This window comes from Actinosynnema sp. NPDC049800 (assembly GCF_040656635.1).
In the GTDB taxonomy this organism is placed as follows: domain Bacteria; phylum Actinomycetota; class Actinomycetes; order Mycobacteriales; family Pseudonocardiaceae; genus Actinosynnema.
Genome location: NZ_JBFAMT010000036.1, coordinates 47,213 through 65,944, shown reverse-complemented (window position 1 = coordinate 65,944; position 18,732 = coordinate 47,213). Strand labels below are relative to the sequence as shown.

13 protein-coding genes are annotated in these 18,732 nt (G+C 74.8%); 10 read left to right on the top strand and 3 right to left on the bottom strand.

Translation table 11 applies throughout. The features are described from left to right. The first annotated feature begins 52 nt into the window (after positions 1–52). Positions 53–829 (top strand): SDR family NAD(P)-dependent oxidoreductase, encoded by a 777-nt coding sequence (locus AB0I91_RS30940; RefSeq protein ID WP_499640119.1) that lies wholly within the window; start codon positions 53–55, stop codon positions 827–829. A gap of 8 nt (positions 830–837) precedes the next feature. On the opposite strand, the gene AB0I91_RS30935 is transcribed toward AB0I91_RS30940, so the two are convergent. After that, on the bottom strand, positions 838–1,317 hold the full coding sequence (locus tag AB0I91_RS30935) for a macro domain-containing protein (protein ID WP_498786175.1): 480 nt from the start codon (positions 1,315–1,317) through the stop codon (positions 838–840). Between the two features lie 166 nt (positions 1,318–1,483). On the opposite strand from AB0I91_RS30935, the gene AB0I91_RS30930 reads away from it, so the two are divergent. Continuing rightward, on the top strand, positions 1,484–1,633 hold the full coding sequence (locus tag AB0I91_RS30930; protein ID WP_498786172.1) for a hypothetical protein: 150 nt from the start codon (positions 1,484–1,486) through the stop codon (positions 1,631–1,633). 378 nt (positions 1,634–2,011) lie between these two features. Continuing rightward, positions 2,012–3,214 (top strand): putative glycoside hydrolase family 15 protein, encoded by a 1,203-nt coding sequence (locus AB0I91_RS30925; RefSeq protein ID WP_499614513.1) that lies wholly within the window; start codon positions 2,012–2,014, stop codon positions 3,212–3,214. Between the two features lie 83 nt (positions 3,215–3,297). On the opposite strand, the gene AB0I91_RS30920 is transcribed toward AB0I91_RS30925, so the two are convergent. Beyond that, a complete protein-coding gene (locus AB0I91_RS30920; protein ID WP_498786430.1) occupies positions 3,298–3,459 on the bottom strand; it encodes a hypothetical protein in 162 nt (53 codons plus the stop codon). A gap of 190 nt (positions 3,460–3,649) precedes the next feature. Here AB0I91_RS30920 and AB0I91_RS30915 point away from each other — a divergent pair, with 190 nt between their 5' ends. The 7 genes from AB0I91_RS30915 to AB0I91_RS30885 all read left to right on the top strand — a co-directional run bounded on the left by AB0I91_RS30915 (position 3,650) and on the right by AB0I91_RS30885 (position 17,997). Beyond that, a complete protein-coding gene (locus tag AB0I91_RS30915; RefSeq protein WP_499614511.1) occupies positions 3,650–4,531 on the top strand; it encodes a DUF4132 domain-containing protein in 882 nt (293 codons plus the stop codon). Then, positions 4,528–9,345: a hypothetical protein gene (locus AB0I91_RS30910; protein WP_499640117.1), complete on the top strand. Its 4,818-nt coding sequence runs from the start codon at positions 4,528–4,530 to the stop codon at positions 9,343–9,345. Before AB0I91_RS30915 ends, AB0I91_RS30910 begins: the two co-directional genes overlap by 4 nt. After that, the gene (locus tag AB0I91_RS30905) at positions 9,342–10,487 is read left to right on the top strand and encodes an ATP-binding protein (RefSeq protein ID WP_498786424.1); all 1,146 of its coding nucleotides are present in this window, start codon (positions 9,342–9,344) and stop codon (positions 10,485–10,487) included. The genes AB0I91_RS30910 and AB0I91_RS30905 overlap by 4 nt, the downstream gene beginning before the upstream one ends. Continuing rightward, on the top strand, positions 10,468–14,073 hold the full coding sequence (locus AB0I91_RS30900; RefSeq protein WP_499640115.1) for a DUF5682 family protein: 3,606 nt from the start codon (positions 10,468–10,470) through the stop codon (positions 14,071–14,073). Before AB0I91_RS30905 ends, AB0I91_RS30900 begins: the two co-directional genes overlap by 20 nt. Next, a complete protein-coding gene (locus AB0I91_RS30895) occupies positions 14,070–15,818 on the top strand; it encodes a hypothetical protein (RefSeq protein ID WP_499640113.1) in 1,749 nt (582 codons plus the stop codon). The genes AB0I91_RS30900 and AB0I91_RS30895 overlap by 4 nt, the downstream gene beginning before the upstream one ends. Positions 15,819–15,855: 37 nt before the next feature. Next, positions 15,856–16,680, top strand: coding sequence for an AAC(3) family N-acetyltransferase (locus AB0I91_RS30890; protein WP_499640111.1), 825 nt, complete (start codon positions 15,856–15,858; stop codon positions 16,678–16,680). 165 nt (positions 16,681–16,845) lie between these two features. Then, positions 16,846–17,997, top strand: a complete 1,152-nt coding sequence (locus tag AB0I91_RS30885; protein ID WP_499640109.1) for a Cmx/CmrA family chloramphenicol efflux MFS transporter — start codon at positions 16,846–16,848, stop codon at positions 17,995–17,997. On the opposite strand, the gene AB0I91_RS30880 is transcribed toward AB0I91_RS30885, so the two are convergent. After that, a complete protein-coding gene (locus tag AB0I91_RS30880; protein WP_498786415.1) occupies positions 17,945–18,718 on the bottom strand; it encodes a GntR family transcriptional regulator in 774 nt (257 codons plus the stop codon). The two genes, AB0I91_RS30885 and AB0I91_RS30880, sit on opposite strands and share 53 nt — an antisense overlap. Positions 18,719–18,732 lie beyond the last annotated feature (14 nt).

Below are 18,732 nucleotides of genomic sequence, written 5' to 3'. Positions count from 1 at the left end.
TGGTACAACCCGTCCCTGCCTCCGGTCGGGTAGCCGGCCGCACGCTGGTGTCATGACCAACGACAGCGCACCCGTCGGCCTGCTCACCGGCAAGGTCGTGCTCATCACCGGCGCCAGCCGCGGCATCGGGGAGGCCGCGGCCCGCCTCTTCGCCCACGAGGGCGCCTCCGTCGTGCTGGCCGCGCGCGGCGTCGACGCCCTCGAGCGAATCGCCACCGAGATCCGCGCGGACGGCGGCGTCGCCGAGGCCGTGGCGATGGACCTCGCCGATCGCGCGAGCATCCGCGCGGCCGTCGACCGCGTCGAGGAGCTGCACGGACGGCTCGACGGCGCGTTCAACAACGGCGCGACGATCCAGCGGCCCGGTCCGCTCGACACGACCAGCGACGAGGACGTCGAGGAGCAGTTCGCGGTGAACTTCCGGGCGCACTGGACCGCGATGACGGCCGAGGCCGCGCTGATGCGCCGCGGCGACGGCGGAGCGATCGTCAACACGTCGAGCATCGGCAGTCGACGCGCGAACCCGGAGCTGCCCGCGTACGGCGCCATGAAGCGCGCGCTGAACAGCATCACCGAGTCGGCGGCGGTGACCTGGGGCCGTCAGGGCATCCGGGTCAACGGCATCACACCGGGCGGCACCGCGACGGAGATGATCGCCCAGTGGGAGGCGGCGACACCCGGCCTGGTCGAGCGCATCACCCCGACGATCCCGCTCGGGCGGATGGCGCAGCCCCGCGAGGTCGCCGAGGTGGCGGCGTGGCTGCTCAGCGACCGGGCGTCCATGGTGACCGGCGCGATCGTGCCGGTCGACGGCGGCGCGGGCGCCTGACCGGGTCGTCAGGTCCGGTCGTAGACGGTGACCGGGATGTCGTGGCTGGTCAGTTCGCTGACGACGAGTGGTTCGACGCGGTCCCAGCGGCCGCCGGCCAGGCCGGTGCCGATGCGGGGCAGGTGGACGCCGGCGGTGAGGCGGGCGGCGTGCGCGGCGAGCCCGCGCAGGCACTGGCGGACCGCGTCGTACCGGATGGGAGGCCCGGAGCTGCGGCTGGTCTTGAGGCCGTGCTGGCCGACCATGTTGGCCACCCAGAGGTCGGGCGCGACCTGGACGAGCTGGGTCGCGCCGAGCGCGAAGTCGTTGTGCGCCCGCTCGCGGTGCCAGCGGCGGTAGGCGGCTTCCGGCTCCGGCCAGCGCTTGGAGATCGCCAGGACGAAGCCCTTGCCCCACCCGCCCCGGTTGTTGCAGAGGTGGGCGATGATCTTGGGACCCTTGGCCTGAGGGCTGGTCGCGTCGCCGGTCAGGTAGCGGATGCCCGTCATGGTCGGGACGATATCCGGGCGCACCGACAACGCCCCGACGGTTTTTCCCGCCGGCGTCGGGCGCATCCGCCGTCCAGGCGGCCCTCCGGCCGCTCTCAGGCGTGTCCGCCGGTCGCTCCCGGTGGCCGTGACATGCTGGGAACGGCAACGCATCCCGGGGTGGGGCATGGCGTCGAAGCGCAGGGGCGGTGTCGCGCCGTACGTGGCGCTGCTGGTGGCCGTGATCATCTTCGTGCCCGCGGTCCGCGAGGTCGTCGCCGACCTGCTGGGGCCGTTGGTCGACCTGCTCAGGGACGCCAACCCGTTCGGCGGGTGACCGTCGCGGCGTCGGTGGCGCTGGGCCGTGGTGCCGGGCACGCGTTCGCCATGATCCGTTCCCAGTTGACCGAAATAGTTGTGGCCAATGGAGACGAACTATTTCACGCGTGATGTGACGCCCGTTACTTGACCTGCCCGATGTGCAGCGGTTTAACTGCGGGTCGCGATTCGCCTACCGGCCGGTAGGCGATCTTCGCGCTACCGATACGAGGCGGGCGCGCCCCATTCCCCGTTGTGTCCGACATTGTTGTCGTGATCGACATCGGGGTGCCGCCTGCCGCAATCCGGGGAGTCCGGCATGTCCCTGCCCCATCGCCATGAACGCGTCCGACACCGGCTTGCGCGCCGCGGCCGAGCCCGCATACTGCTACCGATCGTGGCCTGCGTCGCGACGGCGGCGCTGGTCGTGCCGTCCGGTCCGACCAGCGCCGCCGAGCAGCCGGTCGCGGGCGGAGGTGGCACCGTGCAGTCCTTCTGGCTGCACATGAACTCCACGCCCGTCTCCGACGAGGTGCTGGCCACCGAGGCGCGCCGACGCGCCTACATCGTGCTGAACGCCTGGGAAGGCGCGCTGATCCCCAAGCTGAAGGCGGCGAACCCGGCCGTCCAGGTGTTCGTCTACAAGGACTTGTCGTCGACGCGCTCGTACGCGTGCCGTGACGGGGTGGACGACGCGCAGTTGCCGACGGGCGTCGGGTATTGCCAGGCGGAAAAGGACCACCCCGAGTGGTTCCTGCTCGACCCGGGCGGTCGCCGGTTCGAGTACAGCGGCTATTCCGGCCACTGGCAGATGGATGTCGGCAACACCGCCTATCAAGACGCGTGGGCGACGAATGTGATCAATAGCAGCACCGCGTCCGGATTCGACGGCGTGTTCATGGACAACGCGTTGTTCCCCTGCGACGCCTACCACGACGGCGTGTGCCCGGCGAAGTACCCGACCGACGCGGCGTTGCAGGACGCGTACAAGTCGATGTTGGCGAACACCCGTGACGACTTCGTCGCCGCCGGGTTGAAGACGGTCGCGAACCTGTCCAACGCCCGGCTGCACGCGGGCGCCTGGGACGCCTACACCGAGCACCTCGACGGCGGTTTCGACGAGTGGTGGCTGGCGTTCGGCGACACCAACCTGCTCTCGGAGTACCCCGAGGGGTGGAGCAGGCAGGTCGCCGAGATCGCCTCGAACGAGGCCCGCGGCAAGATCACCTGGGTGCAGCCGCACCACACCGAGGGCGCGGACCGGGCGTACCGGTTCGCCCTGGCCAGCTACCTCATGGCGGCCGGCGACCTGGCCGCGATCGCGAGCATCGACCAGACCGACGGCTACGGCGACGCCTCGCCGTGGCGCGTCGAGTACGACTGGGACCTCGGCACGCCGTCCGGGGCCTACCGGTCCGTCGGCACGAACGTCTTCGTCCGCGACTTCACGTGCGGCACGGTCGTGGTCAACGCCAACAGCACAGACAGCCGCTCCGTCACGGTGCCCCTGGACGGCGGGCACGTCACCGAACGCGGCACGTCGGTCACCGAGGTCTCGCTGGCCGGCACGTCCGGCGCCGTCCTGCGCAAGGCCTGCTGACCGGATCGGCGGGGTGATCCGTCAGCGGGCGGGTCGAGCGGCGGGCGCCACCCCGGCGCACCGGGTCACCCCGACCGTTCGGGTCACCGGGCGAGAAGGTCATGGCGGACCCGTGCGCGCGGGCGTGGCGATCGGCGCCGCACTTCGGCGCAACCGACGATCGCCACGCCCGCCAGCAGCGGGAGGACCATGGCCCCCTCGACCGCCAGCGCGCACGTGAGCGCGATCCACAGCAACAGTCTCATGAGGGAGAGGTTAGGGAGACGCCGGTCACACTCGCATCTGATTTGGGCAAGACTTGAGGTAAAGCCGCCCGTTCGTGCAGCCACCGCTCCCGGTCACGACGAGGCGACGAACCGACCGAACTGATCGTTTTGTCGGACCCCCTCGCTAACCTCCGCGCCACACCGTCGTGAACGACTCGCAGGAGGAACCGTGGGCTGGCTCGATGCCCAATCCGAAGAAGGGCACGCGTCCGGGTACCAGGTGCGGCTGGGGGAGAACGGACGCGTCCAGTGCCGCAACGGCAAGGGCAAGCTGCTGTCCTCGGTGCCCGCCTCGCTCAAGGACGACCCGAGGGTCGTCCAGCTGCGCCAGCTCGCCGAGTGGCTGTCCCGGCACCGCGCCGAGTGCCTGTCCACCGTGGACGGGTGGATGGTGCGCTCGCTGCCGGTGCCGGCGGCGCTGATCGCCGAGGTCTGGGCCGACGCCGCGTGGGCCGAGGCGTTGCGCGACCTCGTGGTCACGGCCGACGACGGCAGCGGCACGGAGACCGGGTTCCTGCGCGACGCCGACCCCGAGCGCGGGCTCGGCGTGGTCACCCTCGACGGCGACACGCGACGGCTGAAGCCCGAGGTGGTGGGCATACCGCACCCGGTGCTGCTGGAGGACTTGGAGGAGCTGCGCGAGTTCGGCGCGGAACTCGGCGTCGAGCAGCAGGTGCAGCAGCTGTTCCGGCAGACGCACGCCCGACCGGCCGGGTTGGCGGGCAAGACGTCGGTCGACGACTTCTCCGGCGGCCGGTTCGAGCAGCTCAACCACGCGCTGGGCCGGTGCCGCACGCTCGGCTACCCGGTGCGCGGCGGCGACGCGGTCTACTCCGCGTTCGAGGACGGCCGGGTCGTGGAGGCCCGCTACTGGCTCGGCTCGGACTACCCCGAGGGCGAGACGTGGACCGGCGAGCTGCACTGGGCGCTGGAGGACGGAACCACCCTGCCGCTCGCCGACGTCGGACCGGTCGCGTGGTCCGAGGGGATGCGCATGGCGGCGGCGATCCACGCCGGTCGCGTCGTGGAGGAAGCGGTGGTGGCCCAGTGAGCGCCCTGAGCCCGAAGGCCCTGATCTCGGCCGGCGCGGTGCTGCCCGGCACCGACGACGTCGGCGAGGACCGCGACACCATCACCGCCCGCCACTACGCCCACGAAGGCCTCGACGGCCGCGTCGTGGTGCGGCTGGTGCCCGCCGTCCTCGGCCGCGCCGAAGACCTGACCTGCGAGTACCTCGGGTTCGACGCGCCCGCCCGGGTCGCCGACGTCGGCACCGGCAAGCGCGTCGCGCTCGGCTTCCCCGCCTGGGCCCTGGTGCACGACCCGGCCAACGGCCACCACGCGCTCAACCTGGTCAAGGACGTCGAACGGCTGGCCCGCACGGCCAAGTCGCGCGCCGGCGCGGCGAAGGACGGGTTCACCGCGCTGGGCGCCATGCTCGGCCGGTCGGCGCCGCACTTCCTGCCCACGTTCTACGAGCAGGCCGGGCGGATCTTCCTCCAGCACGGCAACACCAGCTACGCGGCGAGCATGTTCGGCAAGGCCCGCGAGGCGGAGGAGGTGCACGACCTGGCGGTCGACCCCGAGCGCACGCGCGAGGTGTTCCTGGAGTTCGCGTTCGCCGGCGCGTTGACCGCCAAGGCGTTGTCCGCGCACGCCAAGGGCCTGGCCCGCAAGCACGACCCGGACGCGGCCTACGAGCTGTTCTTCACGCTGTGCGTGGAGCGCACGCGGGGCGGCCTGCCGCCGTACACGGGGATGCCGGAGGACCTGCGGCGGCTGGCCAAGGCCGCCAAGCGCGACCTCGTCGCCGAGGACCAGCGGCTGCTGCGCGCGATCCTGGACGGTTCCGCGATCAGCCGCGCGGGCGGCGCGTTCTGGAAGTCCTACCGGGCCTCGCTGGTGGCGTTGGCCACGGACGACGCGGAGGTGCGCGGCCGGCTGCTGTCGTTCGTGCCCGACTCCGCGACCGTGCTCGACCTGTGGCTGGACATCCTGACCTCCTGCGGCGCGACCCGCGCGCTGATCGGACCGGACGAGGTCGAGGCGAATCCGGCCGAGTGGCTGTCGTCGGTCCTGGCGGTCCGCTCGTCGGGGTGGCGCGCCACCGGGCGGTCGGTGAAGCTGCTGGAGCTCCTCGAGGCGATGGCGGGCCGGCTCGTGGCCGACGGCGTGCCGGTCCGCGCGCTGCGGTACTACCGCCAGGGCGACCTCGACGTGCTGGACCTGCTGGTGTCGCACGACGTCCCGATCGCACCCGGCAGCCAGACCGACGTGCAGTTGGACGTCACCGGGTGGCTGGCCGACGACGAGCCCGGCCGCCGCGACCTCGCCGCGCTGGCCGCGTCCGAGCGGTTCGGCGGCGCGCTCGGCCACGGGCTCGTCGCACACGCCCGATCGCACGTCCGCTCGGACGTCGTCGCCCTGGACGTGCTCACGGCCGCGATGGCGGTGCCTGGTCTGCGCAGCGCGCTGGCCGCGTGGATCAGCGGGCGGGTCGAGCGCGTCGCCGTCACCGGCCTGCCCGACCTCCGCGCCCACCTCGACACGCTGGCCGTCGTGCGGCTGCCCGAGGCGTACGTGGACGTGCCCGAGGCGGCCGAGTCGCTCGCCGGCACCGACGTGGCCGCCGCCCTGCACCGGACGTTGCGCGGGGGCGTGGTGGACGAGCTGGGGTGGCCCGCCCTGGAGGAGGCCGTCGCGCGCCTGGCCGCGGCCGGGATGCCCAAGGACAACGGCGTGGTGGTGTGCGGCGAGGGGTGGCCCGCGCTCGTGCTGCGCCGCGGCGAGACCTTCGTCGTGGTCGGCCCGGAGGGCGTGCTCGCCGAGCACGTCTCCCGCATCCCGGCCGACGCCCGGCACCGCTGGGGGTTCGCGCCGGCCGCGTCGTGGTTCGACGGCGTGCTGCTCGTGCGCTGGCAGGGCCCGGACGGCGAGCTGGCGTACTGGAGCGACGCGCCGGACCACGTCTTCGCGATGGGCGAGGGCCGGAGCTACCACCGCAACGACCCGGCCAGGGCGTCCATCGCGCTGCCCGGCGGCGGCCGGTTCGCCGGTGGGCGGGTCGCGCACCCCGGCGACACGGTCGTGTCGACGCTGTCGGAGGCGCACGGCGACGGCACCACCCTGTGGACCGGCTCCTACTACGACCGCGGGTGGCGCTGGTTCGAGGTCGACCCGGCCACCGGCCAGCGCGGTCGGGCGAGCATGCCCCGGTTCATCGAGGACTTCGCCGCCGACGGCACGTCGCTCGAACTCGCCGAGTGCGACTTGAGGCCCGCCGTCCCCGCGACGGAGGGCAGCCCGCTCGGCGCGGCCGACGGCCTGCACGGGTGGCGCGTGCGCCGCGAGGCGGACGGTTCGTACGTCGGCGAGGGCGTGGACGGCCGCCGCGTCCGGGTGGTCGGCGGCGCCCGCCCGAAGGGCGTGCTGCGGTTGCCCGGCGGCGCGGAGCTCACGTTGGCGACGGGCAACCAGGCCATGGCGGTGCTCGACGCCGAGGGCGTCAGGCTGGCGACGGTGTCGGAAGCCGCGCAGCACCCGGTGTACGCGACCGGCACGCCGTTCGTGCCGCCGTTGGACTGGTGGCACCTGCTGCGGCCGCGCGACGAGGCCGGTTCCGCCGCGCTGCGCGGCGTGAGCAGGGAAGCCGTGGACCGGATGCTCGCCGCCGCGCGCGAGGAAGGGCCGGACAGGCGCACGGTCCGCGAGCGGCTGACGGCACTGGTCGAGGGCGAACGCGGCGGGCTCGCCGGTGTCGTCGCCGCCGAGCTGCCCGGCCTCACGCACCCCGCGCTGATCTCCGGCGTGGTCGACCTGGTCCGCGGCGCGGCCGAGGTGGAGCGCTCCTACCGGCGCTACGGCGAGATCGCCGAGGCGGCCCGCGCGGTCGACCCGGTCCTCGCGCCCACCGGGCCCGTCGTGTCCGAGGACGAGGTCAACGCCGCGCTCCACTGGTTCGGCGGCTACCGCTCCTACAACTCGCGCGGCCTGGTGCGGACCGGGCTGCCCGCGTTGACCGCCGCGCTCGCCGAGGCGGTCGCGCGGCCCGAGGCACGCGCCCTGCCGGTGTCGAACGCGGCCCGCTGGTTCGACGCCCTGCCGCACCTGGCCGCGCTGGCGCACCGCGCCGCGTCACCGCTCACCCCGGACGACCAGCGGGCCGCGCTGGCGCTCGTGCTGCGGTGCGTCGCGGACGCCGGACTGGCCGACGGCGCCGGGCACTGGCGGACCCTCGGCGTGGTCGTGGACAAGGGCCAGGCCGCGGTGAAGGACCGGGTCGTGCCGGTGCGCGACGGGTTCATCGCCCTGTTCGAGACCCAGTGGCGCAACGGTCCGGGCAGCCGGTTCGACGGCCTGCAGTTCAGCCGCACGCCCGGTGCGTTCGACCTGCCGAAGGACTGGCACGTCGAGTCGGCCGCGGAGGTGCACACGTCGTTCGGGCCCGAGCGGGTGGCCCGGTTCCTCGACGTGCTCGCCGAGCGCGGTCCCGCGCCGTGGTTCCCCGAGGCGGTGCCCGCGCTGATGGAGCTCACCGGCCTGGGCACGGCGGAGGCGACGTACCTGCTGGCCGGGCTGCCCGGCGTCGGCCGGTGGGACGCGAACTTCCTGTCCACCGCCGAGCGACGCCTGCTCAACCTGTCCACGGGCGCCGCGAAGGTGGCCAAGGACCGGTTCCACCGGCTGCACGACGGCCTGCGGCTCGAACTGGTCGCCGCCGCCGTGCCCGCCGACCCGGCCGACCTGTGGACGAGCGGCCCGGACGTGGCCGCGGTCGCCGAGGTGTGGACCGCCGCGCACGGGCGGCGGACGCCGGTGCCCGACGACGTGCTCGTCGACGCGGCGAAGCTGCTGAACCTGCGGGACGTCGGCGAGTACGTGGCCGGCGTGGTCAACCCGGACCTCACGACGTGGCTCACCGTGGACGCCGAGCTGACGTTCACCGGTGACGGGCTGGAGGCCCGCCGGCCGGAGGGGTTCGACCGCGCGGCGCTGTGGTCGGTGCCGCAGGTGCTGGCGTGGCTGGCGCACCGGCTCCCGGCCGGCTCGGCGCTGCGCGCCCGGCTGCCGGAGGCGTTGGCGCTGGCCCGGCAGCGGGTCGCGCACCAGGGCTTCGCCATCGACCTCGGCCGGTGGGTCTCGCTGGACCGGCTGTGCGCGTTGCTCGGCGTCGACGTGCCCACCGAGGCGGGCCTCTACCAGTACCAGGGCTGGCTGGAGCTGGTACCCGCGGGCGAGGAGTACTGCCGGCTGGCGGCCAGGCCCGGTCTCGTCGGACCGGCCGAGCGGGACCTGTTCGTCGCGGTCGCGGAACTGGCCGGCGGGCAGGACGCGCTGCGGGTGCTGGACCGGCTGGCCGACGACCGGCTCACCGCCCTGTGCGCGGTCCCGACGCCCGAGGGCGTCGACCCGGCCGCCTACCACCAGGACCCGATGGGGTCCGTGCCCGCGCTGGTGGCGGAGGTCGCCACGCGGTTCGGGCTGACCGAGGACGCGGCGGCGCTGTACCTGCAACTGCTCGCCCTGCCCGACCCGACCGACGCGAACGTGGCCCGGTGGACCGGCTGGAAACCCGCCCGGCTGCGCAAGGCGCGCGCCGCGCTCGCCGAGACCGACCTGGTGCTCACCGCGAAGCGGGCCAGGGCCGGGCGTTCGCTGTTCCTGCCCGGCGGGTGGCTGGCCCTGGCCGCGCCGCACCTGCCGCTGGAGCGGTGGAAGACCCCGATGTTCGAGTACGCCCAGGGTCAACCCGGCGTCATCGTGCCGCTGGAACCCGTCGCCGACCTGTTCGCCCGCGCCTGGCAACGGGTGCTCGACGGCGACGCACCCGCCTACGAAGAGCTCAAGACCGGAGGACGCAGGTGACCGCACCCAGGCAGGTCGAACCCGCCGAGGACGCCTTCCGCGAGGAGTTGGCGTTCCTCGCGGCCTACGACAGCGGACCCCGTCCGCCGGGGTGGCGGCTCACCCCGCGCGCCGTCGTGACGTTCGTGATGGGCAGCGGCGACCCACTGGCGCTGCCCAAGGGCGTGTCGGTGGACGGCGTGCCGAACCGGCTGGTCATCGGCACCAAGTTCGTCGGCGAACGGGCGCTGGTCGAACGGGCCGTGGTGACGCTGGCGGGCGAGCGCGGCCTGCTGCTGGTCGGCGAACCCGGCACGGCCAAGTCGATGCTGTCCGAACTGCTGGCCGCCGCCGTGTCCGGCAGCAGCCAGCTCGTCGTGCAGGGCACCGCGGGCACCACCGAGGACCAGTTGCGCTACGGCTGGAACTACGCGCTGCTGCTCGCCGAAGGGCCGAGCCCTCGCGCGCTGGTGCCGTCACCGGTGCTCGCCGCGATGCGCGGTGGTGGCGTGGTGCGCGTCGAAGAAGTCACCCGGTGCCTGCCGGAGGTGCAGGACGCGCTGGTGTCGATCCTGTCCGACCGGCGCATCGCGGTGCCCGAGCTGTCCGGCACGGACGGCGCGACCGTGCACGCCGCGCCCGGCTTCACGGTGATCGCCACGGCGAACCTCCGCGACCGCGGCGTGTCGGAGATGTCGGCGGCGTTGAAGCGGCGGTTCAACTTCGAGAACGTCGGGCCCATCGGCGACCTCTCGGCCGAGACGGCGCTGGTGCGCCGTCAGGCCACGGCCGCGCTGGAACGGGTGAGCGCGCCGTTCGCCGTGGACGACGTGGTGCTGGAGGTGCTGGTCACCGCGTTCCGCGACCTGCGCAACGGCGTGTCGGAGGAGGGTTGGGCGGTCGAGCGGCCGTCCACGGTGATGAGCACGGCGGAGGCGGTGTCGGTCGCCACGTCGTTGGGGCTGGCCGGCGCGTACTTCCCCGGCGACCGCGATCCGCTGTCGTTGCTGCCCGGCCACCTGCTCGGTGTGGTCCGCAAGGACGACCCGAGCGACGCGGCCCGGCTGCTCGGCTACTGGGACGGCGCGGTGCGGCGGCGGGCCGAGTCCGGCGCGCGCACGTGGCGACGGCTGTGGGAGCTCCGTGACGTCCTCGATGCGTGAGCTGGCCGACCACCGGCACCCTTACCTGATCGGGGTGCGGCACCACTCGCCCGCGTTGGCGGCGGTGGTGCCCGCCCTGCTGGAGGCGTTCGCGCCCGAGGTGCTGCTGGTCGAACTGCCGGAGGAGCTGGGGGAGTGGCTGCCGCACCTGGCCGATCCCGACCTCGTCGCGCCGGTCGCGCTGTCCGGCGCCTCGCCGGACGGCGGCCTGGCGTTCTACCCGTTCGCGGACTTCTCCCCGGAGCTGGCCGCGATCCGCTGGGCGCACCGCAACGGCGTGGAGGTCCGGCCGTGCGACCTGCCGCTCGCCCTGCGCGGTGACGGGCACCGGCCGCAGGAGCGTGGCGCGTCACCGCTGACCGATGCGTTGCGCGGTGCGACGACCGGCCGTGACGGCGACGACCTGTGGGACCGGCTGGTGGAGGCCGCCGCGCCCGGCCAGACGCCGGAGGCGGTGCGGCGGGCGGCGTTGCTGGTCGGCTGGGCGTTGCGCGAGGACGCGGCGGCCACCGGCGTGGACCCGTACGACCTGCGCCGGGAGGCGTGGATGCGGCGGGCCGTGCAAGGCGTGGACGGACGGCGGTGCGCGGCGGTGATCGGGTCGTTCCACGCGGCGGCGTTGCTGGACGGGCCGGTGGACACCTCGGTCCCGGTCGCCGGCGACGTGGTCACGTCGTTGGTGCCGTACGGGTTCGCGTTGCTGGACGAGCGTTCGGGCTACCCTGCGGGCATTCGCGATCCCGAGTGGCAGCAGGCCGTGCTGGAGGCGGCGGGTGATCCGGAGGCGGTGGAGGCCGCCGCCGCGTCGCTGATCGTGCGGATCTGCGCGCGGGTGCGGGAGCTCGGCCACCCGGCCGGTCCCGCCGAGGCGCGCGAGGCGTTGCGGCTGGCGGTCGACCTGGCCCGGCTGCGCGGCCTGCCCGCGCCCGGTCGCGGTGAGCTGGTGGAGGCGGTGCAGACCGTGCTGACCCACGCCGAGCCGCTGGGGCGGGGACGGGTCGTGGCCCGGGCCGCCGGTGACGTGCTGGTGGGGCACCGGACCGGGGTGCTCGCGCCCGGCACGCCCCGGTCGGGTCTGGCGCCGGCCGTGGAGGCGCTGGTCGCGTCGCTGCGGCTGCCCGGTCCGGACTCGCGCGAGGCGGTGTCGTTGCGGCTGGACCCGTTGAGGTCGGACCTGGACGCGCGGCGCGAGGTGGCGTTGCGGCGGCTGGCCGTGCTCGGCGTGACCTACGGCGAGGAGACCGAGACCACCGGCGTCGGCGGCGGTGAAGCCCTGACCACCCGGTGGACGGTGGCGTGGACCCCGGCGACCGCGGCGACGTTGCCGGTGGCCGGGTTGTGGGGCGCGACGTTGGAGTTGGCCGCGTTCGGGCGGTTGCGGGCCCGTCGCGCCGAACGCGAACAACGCGGCGGGCACACACCTGCCGCCGTGTTGGGCGACCTCCTCGACGCGGCGCTGTGCGGGTTGCCCGGGATGGTCGACACCCTGCTGGCCGACGCGGCGACCGTGCTGCCGTCGTCGGCGACGTTGCGGGAGCTGTTGGCGGGGCTGGACCTGCTCGACCGGTTGCGCGCCGGTCACGTGCCCGGGACGCCCGGCGACGTCCTGGACGCGCACCCGTTGCTGGCGCTGGAACTGGAGACGGCGGCCGTGGCCCAGCTCGAAGGGCTCGCCGGGTCGGAGGACGTCGCCGACGCGCGGGCGTTGGTGGAGCTGGGTCAGCGGCCGGGGGTGCACGGGCTGCGGCTCGAAGCGTGCCTGCGGGCGTTGGCCGACTCGGCGACGCCGCTGATCGCCGGTGCGGCCGGTGCGGCCCGGGTCCTGCTCGGTCTGGTGCCCGCGTCGGTGTTGGGTGAGCGGGTCGCGTCCTGGGTGGACGGTGCGAGCACGCCGGAGCGCAGGGGTGTGCTGCGGCTGGGGCTCACCGGGGTGCTCGCGGCGGCCGGGCCGTTGTTGGAGACGCCGGACGCGCTGTCGCCGTTGCTGGACCGGGTGGAGGGGTTGGGGGACCGGGACTTCCTCGACCGGCTGCCCGCCCTGCGAGGGGCGTTCACGTCGGTCGGGCCGGCCGCGCGGGCCCGGGTGCTGGCGGTGGTGGAGGAGCGGACCGGTGAACGGGTCGACGCGGTCGGCGCGCCTGATCCGGAACTGCTGGCGGTGTGGTTGGACGCCGAGCACGCGGCCGTGGACGCCTTGCGGGCGCACGGTTTGCTGCCCGACCGGGGTCGACCGGCCCACGCCTCGGCGGGCGGAGCGGTCGACTCGGCAGCCGGGACTGGAACGCCGGCGGGTGGTGGCGGCCGTGCGGCCGGTGCGCCCGGGTCCCCGATCGGCGCGGCCGGCCTGGCTGAGTCGACCCCCGAGGTGTCCGGCGGTGCTTCGGCGAGCAAGGTGGCCGGCGGTGAATTGGCGACCGCAGTGACAAAAGGCGGGGTGTCGGCGACCGCAGTGACAAGCGGCGGGGCGTCGGCTGAGCTGTCCCACGCCGGCGAGTTGCCCGCCGGGGTCCGGTGGCGGTTGGTGCTCGGGTCGAACGGCGAACGGCCGGCGGGTGCGGGCAGGTACGCGGCCGCGTTGGACGAGCTGTACGGGCGTGACCGGGGCGAGGGGGCGGCGCGCGGCGAACTCGGCGCCGACCGCGCCAGCCCGTTCCCCGACGTGCGCGAGTGGTCGGAGGAGTTGCGCGACCTGTTCGGCGAGCACGTCCGCGAAGAAGTCCTGGCGGCGGCGGCGGAAGGTGGGCGGTTGGAAGCGGCGCTGGAGATCGACCCCGGCTCCGTGCGGCCGTCGGTCGACCTGCTGCGCAACGTGCTGTCGTTGGCGGGCGGGTTGTCGGAGTCGGCGCTGGCGCGGCTGCGGCCGTTGGTGGCAAGGCTCGTGCGCGAGCTGACCGAGCAACTCGCCAACCGCGTGCGGCCCGCGTTGACCGGGATCCAGCTGCCGACGCCGACCCGTCGGCCCGGAGGCCGGCTGGACCTGCCGCGCACCCTGCGCGCCAACCTCGCGACCGCGCGCCGCGGGGCCGACGGCCGCGTGGTGGTCGTGCCGGAACACCCGGTGTTCCGCACCCGCGGGCGCAAGGCGAACGACTGGCGGCTGGTGCTGGTGGTGGACGTGTCCGGCTCGATGGAGGCCTCCACGGTGTGGTCGGCGCTGACCGCCTCCGTCTTCGCCGGGGTGTCCGCGCTGTCGACGCACTTCCTGGCGTTCTCCACCGAGGTCGTCGACCTGACCGACCGGGTGGCCGACCCGTTGTCGTTGCTGCTGGAGGTGCGGGTGGGCGGCGGCACGCACATCGCGGGCGCGTTGCGCCACGCCCGTTCCCTCGTGACCGTGCCGGAGAGGACGATGGTGGTACTGGTCAGCGATTTCGAGGAGGGCGGTCCGGTCGGGCCGCTCGTCGCGCAGGTCCGGGAGCTGGTCACCTCGGGGGTGACGGTGCTCGGCTGCGCGAGCCTCGACGACCGCGGCGTCGCCCGCTACTCCACGTCGGTGGCGGGCGCGCTGGTCGCGGCGGGCATGCCGGTCGCCGCGCTCAGCCCGCGTGAGCTGGCCCGCTGGGTGGGGGAGAAGGTGCGCGGATGAGCGTGCCCCCGGTGTTCCCGGCGGTGGTGGCCGACGTGCTCGACGCCCTGCCGCCCCGCCTGCGCAAGCGGGTCGACGCGTCGCTCGGGCGCGTGGCCGAGTGGACGGTGACCGCGGACGCCGACACGGCCCGTGCCGAGCTGGACGCCGAGACCGCGCTCACCTGGACGTTGCGCCAAGGCGTCCTCACGACGGCCGACGACCTGGTGTGCAGCTGCCTGCTCGCGCCGAAGTGCCTGCACCGGGGCGTCGCCGTGGCCGCGGCCGAGGTCGCCGCGGGCGTCGACGAGCCGGCCGAGGTCGCGGAAGGCGTCCAGGTGCCGGCCGAGGTCCCCGACGAGCCCGTTCCCGACACGACGTCCGACGACGAACGTGCGGCGGCGAGCGCGCTCTGGGCGGCGTGCGGGACGGTGCTCCGCGCCGGGGCCACGGGCAGCGGTGCCGTGGTCCGCGCCGAACTGCTGCGCGCCGTCCACGTCGCCCGCGTCGCGGGCCTGCACCGCGCCGCCGCGAACGGCCTGCGCATCGCCTCCGCACTGGCCGCCGCACGCGCCGGCGACTCGTCGTTCGACCGCGAGGCGCTGACCGCCGAACTGGTCGAGCTGATGCTGCTCTGCCACGACCTGCGCACGGGCACCGGCCACGCGGCCGAGCTGCGCGGCACCGCCCGGCGCGAGTACCGCCCGATCGGCTCCCTGCGCCTGTACGGCCTGTGCACCGAGGTGGTCGTCGCCGCGTCCGGCTACGCCGGGGTGGTCACGCACCTGGTGGACGGCGGCGGCGTGCTGTGGACCGTGCCGGCGATCATGCCGGGCGGCGCGGAACGGGTCGCCGCCGCCGCGAGCGGACCGGTGGCGATCGGTGAGTCCGGCCTCAGCCAGCGCCAACTGGGCCGTGCGGGCCTGCTGCTCTCCGGCGGCACGGCGTCGGCCGACCACCGGCTCGGCGCGGGCAAGGCCGTCCGCGCGGTGGCCGCGTCCGCCGCGTCCTGGGACGAGCCGCCGTTGGCCGGCCTGTGGGCGCAACCGCTGCCGGACCAGGTGACCCGCGGGTTCCAGGCCCACGCCAGACCCGAGTCCCACCGACCGGCCAGCGCGGACCTGCTGTTCGTGGCCGGAACCGTGCTCGGCGCGGCCGGCGACGCGCTGCGGCTGGGCACCGACGAGGCCCACGTCGATCTCGTCGGCGACGGCGACCGGGCGCGCGAGAACCTGCGGGTCCTCGCGAACGCGCCCGGCCTCCGGCTCCGCGCCGTGGCACGCCTGCTGCCCGACCGCCCCGGCAGGGCCGTCGCGCTGGCCGTCACCGGGGACCTCGACCTGCCCCCGGACCTGCGCCACCACGTCGACCTCGGCCTGGACCGGCTCCAGCGCTCCCACGTCGCCGGCGACGGCACCCGCGAACTCCCGGCACGGCCGGAGCCCGCCGAACGCGTGCCGCGTCCCGCGCGCCCGCTGGAGAACGTGCTGCACCGCATCGCGCTCGGTGGACGTGCCGTGGCGGCCGTCGCCTCGGCCGGGCGCGAGGTGACCGCCCTGACCCGCAACGGCCTCACCACCACCGCCGATCTACTGGCCGGCCTGGCCGAGGCCTCGCGCGACCGCGGCCGGGACGCGTTCGGCCGGGTGGTCCGCGACGGGGGCGACGACTTCCCGATGGCCTGGTTGCGCGCCGGCCTGCACGTCCGCGAGTTCACCCGGGCCGCCGCCCGGCGCGCCTGGCTGACCGAGGTGGGGTCGAAATGAGGTGACCTGACCAGTCGATCATCCTTATCCTGCGGCGATGTCGAAGCCACCCACCGGCCCGCTGTGCACGCGGGAGTCGATCGGCACCCAGCTCCGGGCGGCCGGCCTGCGCCGGGGTGACACCGTCCTCGTGCACTCCTCGCTGAGTTCCCTCGGCTGGGTCTGCGGCGGTGCCACCACCGTGGTGTCGGCGCTGCTCGACGTGCTCGGCGAGGCCGGGACGCTGGTGACGCCCGCGCAGTCCGCCGACAACTCCGACCCGGCCGGCTGGCGGAACCCGCCCGTGCCCGAGTCGTGGTGGCCCGAGATCCGGGCGTCGACGCCGCCCTACGACCCGCGCACGACACCCTCGACGGGCGTCGGCGTGATCCCCGAGGCCGTGCGGAACCGGCCGGGAGCGGTCCGCAGCGCCCACCCGCAGACCTCGTTCGCCGCCATCGGCGCCCGGGCGGCCGAGGTCGTGGCCGAGCACGCCCTCGACAGCCGGCTCGGCGAACGCAGCCCGCTCGCGCGGTTGGAGGCGATGGACGCGCGGGTCCTGCTCCTGGGCGTCGGCTTCGACTCCTGCACGGCCTTCCACCTGGCCGAGTACCGGCTGCCGACACCGCCGGAGGCCGACAACTCGTTCGCGATCAGCACCCCGCACGGCCGCTCCTGGACGACCGTGCGCGACGTCGTCCTCGACGACGGCGACTTCGCGGAGCTGGGCGCGGCCTTCGCCGCCGCCCACCCGGTCGGGCTCGGCCGGGTGGGCGGCGCCGTCACCAGGCTGTTCCCGCTGGCGGACGCCGTCGCTCACGCCGAGGTCTGGCTGGCCGCGCGCCGTGGGCGAAATGACGTTGAGGACGCGGCGGCGCCGTGACTAGTGTGCTCGGGGTGACCAGCCCCGAGTCGGACAGAGCGGAGCCGCCGATCGCCGGCGGCGAGCCGTCCGACCGGTGAACGACCGGTCCTGATCGCGATCGCCCGTCGGCGGTCGGCACGCGCACGCACCTGACCGCGCACGCCGACCTCGGAGTCGATCCCCTTGCCTGTGTTCGTCTACGTCCTCGGCCTTGCCGTGTTCGCGCAAGGCACCTCGGAATTCATGCTGTCCGGCCTCGTCCCGGGCATCGCCGCCGACCTGTCCGTCCCGGTGGGCGCGGCGGCGAGCCTCACCTCCGCCTACGCCATCGGGATGATCATCGGCGCGCCGGTGATGGCCGCGCTGAGCGCGCGGTGGCCACGTCGTCGCGCGCTGGCGGGTTTCCTGGCCGCGTTCGTCGTCGTGCACGTGCTCGGCGCGGTCACGACGGACTTCGCCGTCCTCTTCGGAACCCGGATCGTCGCCGCGGTCGTGAACGCCGGGTTCCTCGCCGTCGCGATGTCCGTCGCGACCGCGCTCGTGCGCCCGACCGAGCACGGCCGGGCGACCGCCGTCCTGCTGTCGGGCATCACGTTGTCGTGCGTGGCGGGCGTGCCGGCGGGCGCCCTGCTGGGCGACTGGGCCGGGTGGCGCTCGGCGTTCTGGGCGGTCGCCGCGCTGTGCCTGCCCGCGTTGGCGTTCGTGTTCCGGTCCGCGCCCGCCGATGCGGCCGATCGTCGTGACGTGTCGGTGCGGGAGGAAGCCGGGGCGTTGAGGTCACGGCGGTTGCAGCGCGCACTGGTGCTCGCGGTGCTCGTCAACGGGGCCACGTTCGCGACCTTCGCGTACCTCGCCGTCATCGCCACCGACGTCGCCGGCCTGCCTGCCGGCGCGGTCCCCGTGCTGCTGGCGGCGTTCGGCGTCGGCGCGTTCACCGGGGTGACGGTGGCCGGCCGGCTCGGTGACGTGCGGCTCTGGCCGGCGTTGTGCGCCCTGCCGGTCGGGTGGGCGGCGCTGGCCGTGACCGGCGCCCACCCGGCGGCGCTGCACGCCTTGGCGGTGGTGCAGGGCGCGTTGTCGTTCGGCGTCGGATCGGCGCTGGTCGGGCGCGTGATGCGGGTCGCGTCCGACGCGCCCTCGCTCAGCGGAGCGTTCGCCACCGTCGCGTTGAACGTCGGCGCGTTCCTGGGTCCGCTGTCGGCCGCCGTCGCGACCCGGACCGCCGCCGACTACCGCGCGGCGCCGTGGGTCAGCGCGGTCCTGGCCGCCGGCGCGATCGTCGTCAGCGGTGTCCGTAGGCGAGGTTCGTCCCGCCCGCCGCGCGTTCCGCGGTGATCACGGTGTCGCCGACGAGCAACGCGCGGTCGTCCACCAACGGGGTGCCGTCCTCGCCCCGGCTGAGCCGGCTGCTCAACAGGGCCGGCGAACCGGGCTCGCGCCGGAGCACCCGGGCCTGCTCGGCCGTCAGCGCCACCGCCTGGATCGTCTCGCTGGCCTGCCGCACCGGCCGCCCCGACTCCTCGAGGAGCCGGTACAGCGACTGGTGGCGCAGGGTCTCCACGTCGACGGACCCGGCCGGCAGGTAGGACGTCTGGAGCAACAGCGGGACGGACACGCCGGGGGAGGGTCGGGTGCTGCGCAGCCTCTCGACCGCCAGCACCCGACCCTCCTCGACGCCCAACCGCGCGCCCACGTCACCGGGTGGCACGACGAGCCGGGCGTCCAGCACCTCGGTCTCCAGCTCGATGCCCTGGTCGACGAGGTCCTGCGCCAGGCTCCGCAACCCGGTGAGGCCGTAGGCGAACGCGGGCCGCCGCACGAACGTGCCGACACCGTGCCGCGTCTCCAGCAGCCCGTCCGCCTCCAACGCCTGGATGGCCTGCCGCACCGTCATCAACGAGACGTCGAACTCCTCGCCCAACTCCCGTTGCGCGGGCAGCGGCGCGTCCGCCGGGTACCGCCCGTCCGCGATCCGGTCGGCCAGCACCCGGTAGATCGCCAGGTACTTGGGCACGCGCGTGCCGTACTCGCGGCCCGTGCGCCGCCCGTCGTCCACCGGTGGGAACCCCC

What these genes read in the sequence shown, in the direction of transcription:
- AB0I91_RS30920 (WP_498786430.1), bottom strand. Translation starts at nt 3,459, where the DNA reads ATGAGACTGTTGCTGTGGATCGCGCTCACGTGCGCGCTGGCGGTCGAG.
- AB0I91_RS30895 (WP_499640113.1), top strand. Translation starts at nt 14,070, where the DNA reads ATGAGCGTGCCCCCGGTGTTCCCGGCGGTGGTGGCCGACGTGCTCGAC.
- AB0I91_RS30940 (WP_499640119.1), top strand. Translation starts at nt 53, where the DNA reads ATGACCAACGACAGCGCACCCGTCGGCCTGCTCACCGGCAAGGTCGTG.
- AB0I91_RS30935 (WP_498786175.1), bottom strand. Translation starts at nt 1,317, where the DNA reads ATGACGGGCATCCGCTACCTGACCGGCGACGCGACCAGCCCTCAGGCC.
- AB0I91_RS30890 (WP_499640111.1), top strand. Translation starts at nt 15,856, where the DNA reads ATGTCGAAGCCACCCACCGGCCCGCTGTGCACGCGGGAGTCGATCGGC.
- AB0I91_RS30930 (WP_498786172.1), top strand. Translation starts at nt 1,484, where the DNA reads ATGGCGTCGAAGCGCAGGGGCGGTGTCGCGCCGTACGTGGCGCTGCTG.